The organism is Plantibacter sp. ME-Dv--P-122b (assembly GCF_030209375.1).
Classification (GTDB): domain Bacteria; phylum Actinomycetota; class Actinomycetes; order Actinomycetales; family Microbacteriaceae; genus Plantibacter.
Genome location: NZ_JARVSC010000001.1, coordinates 328,006 through 341,274 on the forward strand (window position 1 = coordinate 328,006; position 13,269 = coordinate 341,274).

Annotated in this window: 15 protein-coding genes; 6 read left to right on the forward strand and 9 right to left on the reverse strand. The window is 69.3% G+C overall.

The genetic code is table 11. From position 1 onward, the window contains the following. Positions 1-32 precede the first annotated feature (32 nt). Both QRN19_RS01625 and QRN19_RS01630 read right to left on the reverse strand, forming a co-directional pair. The gene (locus QRN19_RS01625) at positions 33-1,223 is read right to left on the reverse strand and encodes a 2TM domain-containing protein (protein WP_285024805.1); all 1,191 of its coding nucleotides are present in this window, start codon (positions 1,221-1,223) and stop codon (positions 33-35) included. Between the two features lie 134 nt (positions 1,224-1,357). Beyond that, positions 1,358-1,573, reverse strand: coding sequence for a DUF3073 domain-containing protein (locus QRN19_RS01630; protein ID WP_064294210.1), 216 nt, complete (start codon positions 1,571-1,573; stop codon positions 1,358-1,360). Between the two features lie 206 nt (positions 1,574-1,779). On the opposite strand from QRN19_RS01630, the gene QRN19_RS01635 reads away from it, so the two are divergent. The 4 genes from QRN19_RS01635 to crcB are packed head-to-tail and all read left to right on the forward strand — an operon-like array spanning position 1,780 to position 3,701. Next, on the forward strand, positions 1,780-2,364 hold the full coding sequence (locus QRN19_RS01635) for an HhH-GPD-type base excision DNA repair protein (RefSeq protein ID WP_285024806.1): 585 nt from the start codon (positions 1,780-1,782) through the stop codon (positions 2,362-2,364). Between the two features lie 4 nt (positions 2,365-2,368). Beyond that, complete coding sequence (locus QRN19_RS01640; protein WP_285024807.1) at positions 2,369-2,893, forward strand: universal stress protein; 525 nt, start codon at positions 2,369-2,371, stop codon at positions 2,891-2,893. After that, entirely contained in the window at positions 2,890-3,324 is a 435-nt protein-coding gene (locus QRN19_RS01645; RefSeq protein ID WP_350224022.1) for a fluoride efflux transporter FluC, read from the forward strand. Before QRN19_RS01640 ends, QRN19_RS01645 begins: the two co-directional genes overlap by 4 nt. Continuing rightward, positions 3,321-3,701 (forward strand): fluoride efflux transporter CrcB, encoded by a 381-nt coding sequence (gene crcB / locus QRN19_RS01650; RefSeq protein WP_285024809.1) that lies wholly within the window; start codon positions 3,321-3,323, stop codon positions 3,699-3,701. The genes QRN19_RS01645 and crcB overlap by 4 nt, the downstream gene beginning before the upstream one ends. Before the next feature lie 69 nt (positions 3,702-3,770). On the opposite strand, the gene QRN19_RS01655 is transcribed toward crcB, so the two are convergent. Then, the gene (locus QRN19_RS01655; RefSeq protein ID WP_079001460.1) at positions 3,771-4,061 is read right to left on the reverse strand and encodes a hypothetical protein; all 291 of its coding nucleotides are present in this window, start codon (positions 4,059-4,061) and stop codon (positions 3,771-3,773) included. A gap of 59 nt (positions 4,062-4,120) precedes the next feature. After that, positions 4,121-6,124 carry an APC family permease gene (locus QRN19_RS01660; protein ID WP_371413680.1) on the reverse strand — a complete coding sequence of 668 codons (2,004 nt, stop codon included), beginning with the start codon at positions 6,122-6,124 and terminating at the stop codon, positions 4,121-4,123. Positions 6,125-6,385: 261 nt separating this feature from the next. Here QRN19_RS01660 and QRN19_RS01665 point away from each other — a divergent pair, with 261 nt between their 5' ends. Beyond that, a complete protein-coding gene (locus QRN19_RS01665) occupies positions 6,386-6,892 on the forward strand; it encodes a septum formation family protein (RefSeq protein ID WP_285024816.1) in 507 nt (168 codons plus the stop codon). 86 nt (positions 6,893-6,978) lie between these two features. On the opposite strand, the gene QRN19_RS01670 is transcribed toward QRN19_RS01665, so the two are convergent. The 4 genes from QRN19_RS01670 to QRN19_RS01685 all read right to left on the reverse strand — a co-directional run bounded on the left by QRN19_RS01670 (position 6,979) and on the right by QRN19_RS01685 (position 10,974). Then, a complete protein-coding gene (locus QRN19_RS01670; protein WP_285024819.1) occupies positions 6,979-7,608 on the reverse strand; it encodes a PadR family transcriptional regulator in 630 nt (209 codons plus the stop codon). After that, entirely contained in the window at positions 7,605-8,462 is an 858-nt protein-coding gene (locus QRN19_RS01675) for a DUF4097 family beta strand repeat-containing protein (RefSeq protein ID WP_285024822.1), read from the reverse strand. The genes QRN19_RS01670 and QRN19_RS01675 overlap by 4 nt, the downstream gene beginning before the upstream one ends. Positions 8,463-8,626: 164 nt before the next feature. After that, positions 8,627-9,334 carry a response regulator gene (locus QRN19_RS01680; protein WP_285024825.1) on the reverse strand — a complete coding sequence of 236 codons (708 nt, stop codon included), beginning with the start codon at positions 9,332-9,334 and terminating at the stop codon, positions 8,627-8,629. Beyond that, positions 9,331-10,974 carry an ATP-binding protein gene (locus QRN19_RS01685; RefSeq protein WP_285024828.1) on the reverse strand — a complete coding sequence of 548 codons (1,644 nt, stop codon included), beginning with the start codon at positions 10,972-10,974 and terminating at the stop codon, positions 9,331-9,333. The genes QRN19_RS01680 and QRN19_RS01685 overlap by 4 nt, the downstream gene beginning before the upstream one ends. A gap of 214 nt (positions 10,975-11,188) precedes the next feature. On the opposite strand from QRN19_RS01685, the gene QRN19_RS01690 reads away from it, so the two are divergent. Next, positions 11,189-12,511 (forward strand): cation:dicarboxylate symporter family transporter, encoded by a 1,323-nt coding sequence (locus QRN19_RS01690; protein WP_285024831.1) that lies wholly within the window; start codon positions 11,189-11,191, stop codon positions 12,509-12,511. Between the two features lie 66 nt (positions 12,512-12,577). Here QRN19_RS01690 and yczE read toward each other — a convergent pair whose 3' ends face one another. Beyond that, a complete protein-coding gene (gene yczE / locus QRN19_RS01695) occupies positions 12,578-13,243 on the reverse strand; it encodes a membrane protein YczE (protein WP_285024832.1) in 666 nt (221 codons plus the stop codon). Between the last annotated feature and the right edge of the window lie 26 nt (positions 13,244-13,269).

The window sequence follows — 13,269 nt, forward strand, 5'->3', positions numbered from 1 at the left end:
GCTCGCGCGCTTCGTCGTTCGAGAACCGACCGCTACTCCGGCGTACCGGGCTGCTCGAGCGGCGCCGGCGCGGCCACAGGGGCCGCCTTCGGCTTCGTCGTCCGCGGCTTCGCCGGTGCCTTCGCGGTGGCCGGCTTCGCTGCGGCGCCCGTTGCCTTCGTCGTCGCCTTCGTGGCTGCGGCCTTCGGCGTCGTGGTCTTGGCCGCTGTTGCCTTGGGCGTCGTCGAGCCGGTGGTGGCGCGCGTCGAACTCGTCTTGCGGACGGTGGTCCCGGCTGCCGTCGCCGCCGTGGTCGTCTTCGCGGCGGGCTTCCGGGCCGTCGTCGAACGCGTCGTCGTCGAGCGGCCGGTCGAGGTGCGGGGCGCGCTCACGGCTGCTGCCGGTGCAGCGGACGAAGCGGTCTCGTCGCGTCCGGTCGTGCCAGGGGTCGTCGTGTCGGCGGCTCCGGTCTCGTCGCTCGCGAGGCGCGCCTCGGTCTCGTCGGCGGCGGCTGCGACGGTCTCGGCGTCGCCGGTGGACGTCGACTCGAGGACGATCGACTCGGCCGGTTCGGCGGAGGCGCCTGGTGCGGCCGCAGCCTCGGGTGCGCGGTCGGTGCCGGAGAAGACCGCGGCGAACTGCTCGGTGGGGGTGGGCTCGGCCGCGCGCACCCAGTCCGAGGTGGGCTCCGCTGCTGAGGCCTCAGGGGCCGGTGCCTGGTAGGCGCTGTACTGCTGCGTCGCCTGGGCGCCCTGCTGGGTCTGCGGCGTGCCGTATCCGCCCGTCTGGCCGCCCGCGTACTGCGAGGTGTCGTCGGCGGCCGTCTGTCCGTACTGTGCGGGGTCGTACGCCGGCGCCTGCCCGGTCTGGCCCGTCTGGTACGGGTGCTGCTCGTAGCCGTTCTGACCGGCGGCGTACGGAGCCTGCGCCTGGCTCGGCTGCGAGGCGGCCTCACGAGCGGCAGCGCGCTGCTGCTGCTGGTTCACGAGGCGCGCGACCTCGGCGTCGATGGCGTCCTCGGTGATGTGCTTGGACGGACCGTAGGCGTCGAGCCCGACGAAGACCAGGGCGATGCCCATCACGAAGATCGGCCAGATCGGCCAGAAGTATCCCCAGGCACCGGTAAGGAGCCAGATGACGATCAGGAGGACGGAGACCGCACCCCAGACGGCAAGAAACTGCTTGAAATCGTGCTGCGCCTTCAGGCGCTTCTTGGCGGCAACGCGGAGTTCGTCGGTGTTCATCCGTCCAGGCTAGTCTCCGCCCAGCGAGAACTCCATTTGCCGACACTCGTCTGAGAGATCACCCAGCCGTGACGTGCTGGAGCGACGGTGAACCGTCGATACAGGTCCGCCCTGGAACGGTGGGAAGGGCGCGTCTACGCGCCCTTCGCCTCACCGTCGGCGTACTTCTCGGCGTACTCAGCCCACTTGGCGATCTCGTCGTCGTAGCTCTCGTCGACGCCCGTGCCCGGGTGGTCGACGGAGTGCCCCGTGAGCTCGCGCTCGAGCGCGTTGTAGTTCACGTCCGGGCTGAACGACTTGAGCTCACGAGCGATCTTCGTGTGCTTTGCCTTTTGACGGCCACGACCCATGCGAGACCCCCTCATGATTTTCTGACCGGCCGCGCTTGCGGGGCGTCCGGGGCTTTCGCCTACCAGGGAACGATAAAGACTAGCGTTGAGCTTACCATGCCGCCCGTGGGCGGGGCGCTCGTACGGGAGGGGCTGCCGGTCACGGACACCAACACCGCGTCGGAACGGGACTGTGCCAGGACGCGGAGTGGTGGGACGATGGACCCATGACCGGAACCTTGCACATCACCGGGGATGCGGACGCCGACCGCCTGTTGTCGACCGACCCGCTCGCCCTGCTCATCGGCATGCTGCTCGACCAGCAGGTGCCGATGGAGACCGCGTTCGCGGGCCCGCGCAAGATCAGCGACCGGCTCGGTTCCTTCGACGCGGCCACCATCGCGCAGGCGGAACCCGAGGCGTTCGTCTCCCTCTTCAAGGAGAGTCCGGCCGTGCACCGGTTCCCGGGTTCCATGGCCGGTCGGGTACAGGGGCTCTGCGCCGCGATCGTCGACGACTGGGGCGGCGATGCAGCGGCGATCTGGACGCGGGATGCTCCCGACGGCCCGGAGATCCTGAAGCGCCTGCTCGCCCTGCCGGGGTTCGGCGAACAGAAGGCGAAGATCTTCCTCGCACTCCTCGGGAAGCAGTACGGGCTCGACGCGGCCGACTGGCGGAAGGCCTCCGCGCCCTACGGCGAGGACGGCAGCCTCCGGTCCGTGGCCGACATCGTCGACCCGGAGTCGCTCGCGCAGGTGCGGGCGGCGAAGCAGGCGGCCAAGGCCGCCGCGAAGCGCGCGAAGGGGGAGTGACGACATGGGCGAAGCGCAACGGGCGACCGCGATCGTGGTCGGTGTCACGCCGGGGCAACCCGACACCGTGCTCGTCGAGGCGGCGTCGTTCGCGCAGGCCTTCGCCTGCCGGCTCGTCCTCGCCCACGTCGATGCGAGTCGATTCGTCGTGGTCGAGAACGTCGACGGCACCGTCACCTCACTGCCGTTCGACGCCGATCTGCACGACTTCGATCCGGAGCCCGCCGATCCGGGCCTCGAGGCGACGGCGCATCGCCTCCTCGACCACACCGGCGTGGCTTGGGAACTGACGCAGCTCGCCGGTGACCCGGCGCGTGCCCTCGGTCGGCTCGCCGACTCGGTGTCCGCGCGGGCGATCATCGTGGGAACCCGCGAGCGCGGCCTCCGCAAGGGGATCCTCGAGTTCTTCAACGGTTCCGTCGCCGCGACGCTGGCCCACCGGCAGGCGCGTCCGGTGATCGTGGTCCCACTCGCGCCGAGCGCCACCGACGAACCGCTCTGGGACGCCTCCGCCGGCGACCTGCGGTGACGGCCGCTCCGACGGGGACACGGGCTCCGCACCTGCAACCCGCCACGATCGCGATGGTCGCGCTCGGTGGCGCGCTCGGGACGGGCGCCCGCGAGGCGATCTCCCTCGCGGTCCCGTCGATCGGTGGTGTCCCGGTGGCCATCCTCGGCATCAACGTCGTCGGCGCCTTCCTGCTCGGCCTCCTCCTCGAGTCGCTGCTCCGACGCGGGCCCGACGCCGGCCGTCGGCGCGATCTCCGCCTCTTCCTCGGCACCGGCGTCCTCGGCGGTTTCACGACGTACAGCGCGCTTGCGGCCGACAGCAGTGTCCTCCTCATCGAGGGGAACGCTCTGGTGGGGGTGCTGTACGCGGTGGGGAGCGTCGTGCTTGGCGTCCTCGCGAGCTGGGGCGGCATCGTCCTCGCCCGACGGATCGGCGGTGGCCGCTCGTGACGCCCTGGCTCTTCCTCGCGATCGCGGCGGCCGGTGGTGTCGGTGCCGCGGCCCGCTTCGTCGTCGACGGCCTCGTCCGCTCCCGTGTCGGCGGCGCCTACCCCTGGGGCACGACCGTGATCAACGTCAGCGGGTCGCTCCTACTCGGCCTCGTCACCGCGCTGGCCCTCGGCGGGGTCGTCGACGAGGCGTGGCGGCTCGTCCTCGGCGGTGGCCTGCTCGGTGGGTACACGACGTTCAGCACCGCGAGCATCGAGACCGTCCGACTGCTCCACGACGGACGTTCCCGGGCCGGACTGGTGAACGCATTCGGCATGCTCGTCGCATCGGTGATCGCGGCCCTGGTCGGCTACGGGCTCGGTTCGATCCTCGCCTAGCCACTCGTTCGCCCAAATAAGGGCGAACGAGCGTTCGTTCGCCCGAAGATGGGCGAACGAACACGGCGACTATGCCTCGAAGCGGCGGTTGTGCCGGAGGTTCAGCACGATCGGGATCCCGAGGGCGACGACGAGCAGCAGGATGCTCCAGAAGCCGATCTCCGACCACAGCAGGAAGACCCCGAAGACGCCGAGTCCGCCCGACAGCCCGCGCAGGATGATCGTGAACTGTGGGAGTCGCTGCGGGCGGCCCTGCCACATCGGCAGTGGCGAGTCGGGGTTCGCGGCGATGAGACGGACCATCGACAGCGTCCCGAAGACGGCCGCGAGGAACAGCAGCGAGAGACCCCAGGTGAACATGTCACCAGTCTGTCAGTCTGCGACTACTCCCTCACGCCGTCGCCGGAGCGCGTGGCCGATCAGGAGCGGGGCTGCCCCGTGTTGCGGTCGATGTGCGGCTTCCGCTCGATCGGCTTCTTGACGCGGACGATCTCGCCACGTCGTTCCTGGCCGGGCAGCGGCCGTGACCGACGTCCGTAGATGAGCTCCGAGGAGTCGAGCAGCCAGGGCACGAGGGCGACGGTCACGCCGTGGACGAGCATGATCTGGTTGCGGATCCGCGACGCCCGCCGGTTGTGGAGGAGGCTCTCCCACCAGTGTCCGACGATGTACTGCGGCATGTAGACCGTCACGACCTCGGCGCCGTGCTCTGCACGGTGCGCCTTGATGTACTTCGCGAGCGGCATCGCGAACTCGCGGTACGGCGACTCGAGGATGACGAGCGGCACGTGGATGTTCTGCTCGATCCACTGCTGCTCCAGCAGCTTCGTGGCCTCCGGATCGATCGACATGTGGACCGCTTCGAGGCTGTCGTGCTTCGCGGCGATCGCATAGTCCAGCGCCTTGAGGATCGGCTTCTGCATCTTGCCGACGAGGACGATCGCGTGGTCGCCGGTCGCGCCGAAGGTCGTGGTCGGGTCGACCTCGACCTCCTTCTCGACGTCGCGGTAGTAGCGGTTCACGCCGAGCATGAGGACGAAGAGGATCGGCATGAGCACGAAGACCAGCCAGGCGCCGTGGGTGAACTTCGTGATCGTCACGACGATGAGGACGCTCGCCGTGAGCAGGGCGCCGAACGCGTTGATCGCGAGTCCGCGGTAGACGGAGCCGCGGTTGTCGCAGCCCTCCCGCAGCATCCGCAGCCAGTGCTTCACCATGCCCGTCTGGCCGAGCGTGAACGACACGAACACGCCGATGATGTACAGCTGGATGAGCTGGGTGAGGTTCGCCTGGTAGACCACGAGGATCGCGCACGCGGCGAGACCCAGGATGATCATGCCGTTCGAGAACACGAGGCGGTCGCCACGGGTGTTGAGCGACTTCGGGGCGTAGGAATCGCGCGCGAGGACGGCCCCGAGCAGCGGGAAGCCGTTGAACGCCGTGTTGGCCGCGAGGAGCAGGACGCACGCGGTCGCCGCCTGGATGAGGAAGAACGGGATGCTGTTCGCACCGAACACCGCGGTCGCGACCTGGGCCATGAGGCTCGGCTGCGGCGTCGTCGCGCAATCCGCGAACCCTTCGAGGTGGCAGGCGTTCTCGGCGTAGTGCACGCGTGAGATGAGGGCGAGCGCGGTGAGGCCGACGAACAGCACGATCGCGGTGCCGCCCATGAGGACCAGCGTCTTCTGGGCGTTCTTGATCTGCGGGCGACGGAACGCCGGGACGCCGTTCGAGACGGCTTCGACACCGGTAAGCGCTGAACAACCGGAGGAGAAGGCGCGCAGGAGGAGCAGGATGAACGCCGCCTGGGTGAGGCTCTCGCCCTGCACGGTGAACGCGGCGCTCGACGCGACGGGGGCGTCGCCCATGAAGGTGCGGGCGAGTCCTGCGACGATCATGACGAGCACGCTCGCGATGAAGAAGTAGGTGGGGATCGCGAAGGCCTTGCTCGACTCCCGGACACCGCGGAGGTTCACGGCCATGAGGACGAGGACGAATCCGACGGCCAGCTCGACGCGCCAGGGGTTCAGGCCCGGGATCGCGGAGATGATGTTGTCGACGCCCGAGGCCACCGACACGGCGACCGTGAGGACGTAGTCCACCAGGAGAGCGGACGCGACGACGAGGCCGGCCTTCTCGCCGAGGTTCCGGTGGGCGACCTCGTAGTCGCCACCGCCCGACGGGTACGCCTTGATGAGCTGCCGGTAGCTCGCGACGACCACCACGAGGAGGATCACGACGCACGCGGCGACCCACGGCGCGAAGCTCAGGAAGGCGAGTCCGCCGAGCGTCAGGATCATGAGGAGTTCCTGCGGCGCGTATGCCACGCTCGACAGTGCGTCGCTCGCGAAGATCGGCAGGGCGAGCCGTTTGGGGAGGAGCTGGCCCTCCAGGTTCTCGGTCGGCAGCGGGTCCCCGATCAACCAGCGTTTTGCCGATCGTGGTTCTGTCCCGGGCTCTCGACCCTCAGTTGTCACGAGCGGCGATATTACTCCTTCGGGAACCGGAGTCAAGCGGGATCCGGGGCGCCCAGGGCGCATCGTCACCCGACCGTGACGGAGTGTCCATCGAGCGGGGGAGTGGCGGACGCGGATCGTCGACCAATATCCTGATCGACGGCTGGTACCTGGCTGTGAGCCCGGACCGTCGCTCGTGATCGACCACCCACCTCAAGGACCCTCATCGTGACCGCTCGCCGTCGTCTCCTCCCGCTCGCCCTCGCCGCTCTCGCAGCGGCTCTGACGCTCTCCGGTTGCAGTGTCGTGGAGGGCATCCTCCCGAAGCCCGCCGAGACCCGGGACGCCCAGTCCGGCGAGATCGTCGGTGGAGGCACCACGGACGTCTTCACGCTCTCGATGGGCGACTGCCTGAACGACGAGTCGTCCTCGGAGGAGGTCTCGGAGGTGCCCACCGTCCCGTGCTCCGAACCCCACCAGTACGAGGTGTATGGCGAGGTCACCCTGACCGGTGACGAGTGGCCCGGCGACGACGCCGTCACGCAGCAGGCCGACGACGGCTGCTACGCGCAGTTCCAGCCGTTCGCCGGCATCGTCTACGAGGACTCCACGCTCGAGTTCAACTACTACACGCCGACCAAGGGCAGCTGGGAGGAGATGGGTGACCGGCTCGTCACCTGCGTCATCTTCGACACTGCGGCGACGACGGGCTCGCTGGCCGGCGCGGCACGCTAGGCCGGCCGCACGCGCCGCACCGACGGAACCGCCCGACTCCGGACAGGAGTCGGGCGGTTCCGTGTCTCGGCCGTGTGTCGGGGCGCTCAGCTCTGCAGGCGCTCCCGCAGGCGGTCGCGGACGGCGACGAGGTCGGCACGCAGGGCGGAGACGGTGTCGTCGTCGAGCACGCCCCCACGGGCGACGTGCTCGCGGAGTTCGGCTCGGACCGCCTGCCGGAACTCGTTGAGCGACACGTCGGTCTCGTGGAGCGCCAGGCGACCCTGCACCTTCTGGTCGGCGCTCTCCTCGGCGGTCGATGTCCAGCTCGGACCGGGCTTCGCGGACTGTTTCGCGTCGCGAGCGGCGGAGGCGAGATCGGCCCGGAGGCTCTTCATGGCAGCTGTGACCCCGCTGCGGACCTCGTCGGCGATGCGGCGGACGGAATCGGTGAGCTGGTCCTCGATGCCGTCGAGCTCACCCGCCCGTGCCGCGAGTTCCGCCCGGCCCGCCTCGGTGATCTCGTAGACGGTCTTCCGCCCGTCGCTCGTCTTCGTGACGAGTCCCTCCTCCTCGAGCTTCGCGAGGCGCGGGTAGATGGTGCCGGCGCTCGGGCTGTAGGTGCCGCCGCTCCGGTCGGTGAGCGCCTGGATGAGCTCGTAGCCGTGCTTCGGGGACTCGTCGAGCAGGCTCAGGAGGTACAGCCGCAGGCTGCCGTGGGCGAAGACGGGGCTCATGCGCCTGCCTCGCTCCCTGCGGTGGTGGACGCGCCGGCCGGCTCGGCGGCCGATCGCCGGAGGACGGTCACCGCGCCGCCGACGGTGTTCATCCGCACCTCGGCGAACTGCCCGGACAGGACGCCGGTGTGCGAGTTGTACCCGCCACCGCGCAGTCCCTTGAGGACGACGCCGTCGATCGCCAGGCGACCGCCGACCGAGTTCGCCGTGTAGCGCGCGGCGAGTTCTTCGTCGAGACGGACCGTGATCGCGCCGCTGACGGTGTTCAGATCGAGCTGCTCGCACGCACCGTGGATGTCGAGGAGCAGGTCGGAGGAGACGCCGTCGATCGAGGCGCGCGTGATGTCGCCGGAGACGGTGACGTCGCCCGAGACCGTGTGCGCCTGGATGCGACCCGTGTGGTTCTGGACCGTGAGCTCGCCGCTCACCGAGTTGAGGTCGAGTCGCCCCGTCATCCGGTCGGCCACGAGGTCGCCGGACACCGTGTTGAGCTTCGCGTCTGCGGTGAGTCCTGAGACCAGTCCACTGGCGCTCACGACGCCGAACGTCAGGGCGATGTCGCGGGGGACGAGGACGCTGACCTGGGCCGTGGCGCGGTTGGCGCCGAAGTTCGAGAACACCTCGAGGAAGTTGTCCCAACGCAGCTGCGGGTGGTCGATCTCGGCGACGTCGCCGTCGATGGTGATCTTGAGGTCCTTGCCGGTGACGGCGCCCACCTCGATGCGTGCGCCGGGCTCGTCGTGTCCGATGATGTCGACCTGACCGCCGATGAGGCCGACCTTGAGTCGTCTCACGAGTTCGAGGTCGATGATGCGGCTCTCGCCGGGAGCGATGATCCACTTCTCCTGTGCCATGGTGCGGTTCCTTCCGAGTGATCGCGATATATCGCGTTGAACTGGAATTCACGATATATCGCGTCTCGGCGCGAGGCAACCCCCGGAACCTCCGGGATCACCCTGAGCCGACCCTGGGATCAGCGGCCGGACGGCGTCAGCCCGCGGGCATCGCGGCCGCGTGCTCATCGCCAGCGGTACTCGAGCTCCGGGCGCCCCGGGGTTCCATAGCGCGGCGACCGCTCGACGGCACCCGTCTCGGCGAGGTACTCGAGGTAGCGCCGGGCCGTCACCCGCGACAGCGACCCGGCGGCCGCCGCCTCGCTCGCCGAGAGCGGTCCGGCTGCCTGCCGCAACACGTCCGAGACCAGACGCAGTGTGTCCTCCGACAGGCCCTTCGCCAGCTGCGGACGGGATGACGGCGCTCGCAGCGTGGCGAGGGTGAGGTCCACCTCGTGCTGGCTCGCGACCGCGCCGTCCGCCGTCATCGTGCGCCGGAAGGTGCGATACGCCTCCAGCTTGTCGGCGAACGCGGGGAACGCGAACGGCTTGATGAGGTACTGGACGATGCCCGCCGAGACCGCCGCACGGACGATCCGCAGGTCGCGAGCCGCGGTGATCGCGATGACGTCGACGTCGATGCCCGCCGTCCGGATGCGGCGGCAGAGCTCGAGGCCGTGCGCATCCGGCAGGTTGAGGTCGAGCAGGACGAGGTCGATCCGGTCGTCGGGGGAGCGGTGCGCCGCAGTCGCCCGCAGCAGGTGCATCGCGCTGGCGGCATCGCCCGCCACACCGGCGAGCTCGAAGCCCTCGACGCGATGCAGGTAGGACGCATGGGCCTGCTGGGCGATCGGTTCGTCCTCGACGACCATGACCCGGATGAGCTGGCTCATGTGCCTGCCTCGTCCCGGACGCCGACCGCGGACGGCAGCGTCACGACGAATACCGAGGACGGATCGCGGACGACCTCGATCGTGCCGCCGAGCCGCGTCACGGCCTGCTGGACCAATGCGAGACCGAAGCCTCGACCGTAACGGCCTGGCTCCTTCGTGGACCAGCCGCGCACGAACGCGAGGTCGAGCGCCTCCGGGGGGAGCCCCGGTCCGCTGTCGGTCACCTGGATCACGAGCTCCGTCGTCTCGGCGTCGGCGGACCGCTCCGCGTCCAGCGGGTCCGGCAACCCCTGCCCGAGGTAGACCTCCACCCAGGGGCGATCACCGGACGCCGCGTCGATCGCGTTGTCGATGAGGTTGCCGAGGATGGTGACGATCACCGCCGGGTCGACCCGCACGCGTCCGAGCGCGGGGTCGCTCTCGAGGTGCAGTTCGACCCCCTGCTCGGCCGCCTGCGCCGTCTTGCCGAGCAGCAGTGCCGAGATCACCGGCTCCTGCTCCGCCGCGAGCACGCGGTCGGTCAGCCGTTGACTCGCTCCGAGTCCCTGCGCCGCGAGGTCGAGTGCCTCCTCCCGTCGGTCGAGTTCGATGAGCGAGACGATCGTGTGCAGCCGGTTCGCGAACTCGTGGGTCTGCGAGCGCAGGGCGTCACTCATCGTCCGCATCGACGCCAGCTCACCGCTCAGGTGTTCGATCTCGGTGTGGTCGCGCAGCGTCATCACCCACCCGCGCGGGTGCGGGCCGGCCGTCTCGCCCGGACCGACCGCCGGCTCCTGGTTCACGACGAGCACGTGATCGCGCGTGAGGTGGATCTCGTCCACGGCCTGGCGTCCGCTCGCGAGAAGGTCCCGCAGGCCGGTGTCGATCGGCAGCTCGTCGACCGGTAGTGCTCCCGGGGAACGTTCACCGAGGGGCAGCCCCAGCAGTTCGGCCGCCTGGTCGTTGACGAGCACGAGTCTGCGGTGCCGGTCGACGAGGACGAGCCCCTCCCGCACCGAGTGGAGCACCGACTCGTAGTAGTCGAACATCCTGGCGAGGTCCTCGGGCCCGCGTGACCCGGTGACCCGCGAGAGGTAGCGGCGCAGCGTCCAGGATCCGATCGCGCCGATGACGAGCACGAGCAGGGCGGTACCGAGCAACCACGGCACCCGGGTCTCGAAGGTCTCGGACACGTTGCTGACCGTGACGCCAGCGGCGACCAGGGCGACGACCTCGCCCGTGTCGTCACGGATGGGCGCGACGGCGCGAACCGAGGGGCCGAGCGTGCCCGTGTACGTCTCGGTGAAGGTCCGTCCCTCGAGTGCCGGCTCGATCGTGCCGATGAACGGCTTGCCGATCTGGTCGCGCTCACGGTGCGTGTACCGGGTGCGATCCGGAGCCATGATCGTCACGAAGTCGACGCCGGTGTCGCGCATGAGTGCCTCGGCGTAGGGCTGGAGCGCGTCCGACGGGCGATCCGAGCCGAGCTGCGCGACGACGTACGGATTGTCCGCGACGCCGTTCGCGACGTCGAGGCACTTCGCGACCGCGCGGTCCTCGGTCTCGGTGCGGGTCTGGAACCAGAGCAGCACGCCGGCGACGAGCGTCATCGCGACGACCGCGACGAGCTGCACGAGGAAGAGCCGCGAGGCGATACTCATGGACCGACCGGCCATCGCGTCACCTCCGTCTGCTCCGTCGCGTCGACCCCTCAAGTATCGGGGGTGACGAGGGCCTCAGGCGTCGCCGACCGCGACCAGTACGACCACAAGCGGCCACTACGACCACAACCCGGTCGATCCGCCGGTGCGGTCGCAGCATGGGTCGATCGACCACCCGCTGCCGCACTGACGCGGCCGACGAAACGGATCCGGAATGGCAATGACGCTCTCCTCCCTGAAACGGCTGGACAAGACCCACTACCTCTACCTCGCGGTGATCGTCGCGGTGCTCGCCGGCATCGTCGTCGGCCTCGCCGCCCCGGAGTTCGCGAAGGGACTCAAGCCCATCGGCGACGCCTTCGTGGCGCTGATCAAGATGATGATCGCCCCGGTCATCTTCTGCACCATCGTGATCGGCGTCGGGTCGATCGCGAAGGCCGCGACCGTCGGCAAGGTCGGCGGGCTCGCGCTGCTCTACTTCATCGTGATGTCGACCTTCGCCCTCGCGATCGGCCTCGTCGTCGGCAACCTCATCCAGCCTGGCGCCGGCTTGAACCTCGCCGAGACGAGCTACCAGGTCGAGGGGGAGGCCAAGAGCACGACCGAGTTCCTCCTCGGCATCATCCCTACGACGCTCGTGTCCTCGCTGACCGGCGGCAACATCCTGCAGGTCCTCTTCGTCGCCCTGCTCGTCGGCTTCGGCCTGCAGAAGATGGGGACGACGGGTGAACCGATCCTGCGCGGCATCAAGCTCATCCAGGCGCTCGTGTTCCGGGTGCTCGCGATGATCATGTGGATCGCGCCCATCGGTGCGTTCGGTGCGATCGCCGCCGTGACCGGGTCCGCCGGCGCGAGCGCGCTCGTCGGGCTCGCCACGCTCATGATCGCGTTCTACATCACCTGCGCGTTGTTCATCGTCGTCGTGCTCGGTGGCGTCCTGCGCCTCGCGACGGGCTTCAACATCTTCAAGCTCATGAAGTACCTCGGCCGTGAGTACCTCCTCATCGTCGGCACCTCCTCCTCCGAGGCGGCGCTGCCGCGACTCATCGCGAAGATGGAGCACCTCGGCGTCTCCAAGCCGGTCGTCGGCATCACCGTTCCCACGGGCTACTCCTTCAACCTCGACGGCACCGCGATCTACCTCACCATGGCGTCGATCTTCATCGCCGACGTCATGGGTGTCCCGATGAACCTCGGGGAGCAGATCTCGCTCCTCGTGTTCATGATCATCGCGTCGAAGGGCGCCGCGGGCGTCACCGGCGCCGGTCTCGCGACGCTGGCCGGTGGCCTGCAGGCCAATCGTCCCGACCTCGTCGACGGCGTCGGCCTCATCGTCGGCATCGACCGCTTCATGTCGGAGGCGCGTGCCCTCACGAACTTCACCGGTAACGCGGTCGCCACGATCATCATCGGCACCTGGGTGAAGGAGGTCGACCGGGTGCAGGTCGGCGAGGTCCTCTCCGGTCGCTCGCGGTTCGACGAGGCGACGATGAGTGTCGACGACCACACGGGCGCAGTCGCGGTGGCGAAGCCCTGACGGATCGGCCCGTCGACAGGCTGAGGGACCGGACAACCCGGTCCCTGAGCCTGTCGAAGGGTGGCTTCAGTTGGCCGGGGAGTCGACGATCGGCTTCGACGGCGGGGTGTCGCCCTCCAGCACCGCCTCGTCCAAGGCGGCCGTCGATCCCTCCGTCCGCGGAGCGATCCGGAACAACGGGATCGTGTAGCCGCAGATCGGGCCGATGAGCACGGCGAAGACCACCGTTCCGATGCCGACGTTCCCGCCGAGCAGCCACCCGACAGCGAGGACGACGAGCTCCACGCCCGTGCGCCCGACCCAGATCGGCCACCCGGTGACGCGGTGGATGCCGGTCATGAGGCCGTCCCGCGGGCCGGGGCCGAAGTTGCCGCCGATGTAGAGGCCCGAGGCGACGCCGAGGAGGAGCAGTCCACCGGCGAACAGCAGGATGCGCGCCCACAGGTCGAGGTCCGCGGGGATGAACGCCAGCCCGATGTCGGCCGAGGGGCCCACGAGGAGGACGTTCAGGACGGTGCCGACACCCGGCCGCTGCTTGAGCGGGATCCAGGCGAGGAGCACGAGCCCGCCGACGATGATCGTGATGAGTCCGAAGCTCAGACCGGTCCGCAGGTTGAGCCCCTGGGTGAGGACGTCCCACGGGGCGACGCCGACCGCACCGCGCACGATCATCGCGATGGCGATGCCGTACAGGAAGAGGCCGATGAGGAGTTGGAGCACACGACGGGTCATGGTGGACAATCCAATTGCAGGATTGG

What these genes read in the sequence shown, in the direction of transcription:
- QRN19_RS01625 (WP_285024805.1), bottom strand. Translation starts at nt 1,223, where the DNA reads ATGAACACCGACGAACTCCGCGTTGCCGCCAAGAAGCGCCTGAAGGCG.
- QRN19_RS01630 (WP_064294210.1), bottom strand. Translation starts at nt 1,573, where the DNA reads ATGGGTCGTGGCCGTCAAAAGGCAAAGCACACGAAGATCGCTCGTGAG.
- QRN19_RS01635 (WP_285024806.1), top strand. Translation starts at nt 1,780, where the DNA reads ATGACCGGAACCTTGCACATCACCGGGGATGCGGACGCCGACCGCCTG.
- QRN19_RS01640 (WP_285024807.1), top strand. Translation starts at nt 2,369, where the DNA reads ATGGGCGAAGCGCAACGGGCGACCGCGATCGTGGTCGGTGTCACGCCG.
- QRN19_RS01655 (WP_079001460.1), bottom strand. Translation starts at nt 4,061, where the DNA reads ATGTTCACCTGGGGTCTCTCGCTGCTGTTCCTCGCGGCCGTCTTCGGG.
- QRN19_RS01670 (WP_285024819.1), bottom strand. Translation starts at nt 7,608, where the DNA reads ATGAGCCCCGTCTTCGCCCACGGCAGCCTGCGGCTGTACCTCCTGAGC.
- QRN19_RS01675 (WP_285024822.1), bottom strand. Translation starts at nt 8,462, where the DNA reads ATGGCACAGGAGAAGTGGATCATCGCTCCCGGCGAGAGCCGCATCATC.
- QRN19_RS01680 (WP_285024825.1), bottom strand. Translation starts at nt 9,334, where the DNA reads ATGAGCCAGCTCATCCGGGTCATGGTCGTCGAGGACGAACCGATCGCC.
- QRN19_RS01685 (WP_285024828.1), bottom strand. Translation starts at nt 10,974, where the DNA reads ATGAGTATCGCCTCGCGGCTCTTCCTCGTGCAGCTCGTCGCGGTCGTC.
- QRN19_RS01690 (WP_285024831.1), top strand. Translation starts at nt 11,189, where the DNA reads ATGGCAATGACGCTCTCCTCCCTGAAACGGCTGGACAAGACCCACTAC.
- yczE (WP_285024832.1), bottom strand. Translation starts at nt 13,243, where the DNA reads ATGACCCGTCGTGTGCTCCAACTCCTCATCGGCCTCTTCCTGTACGGC.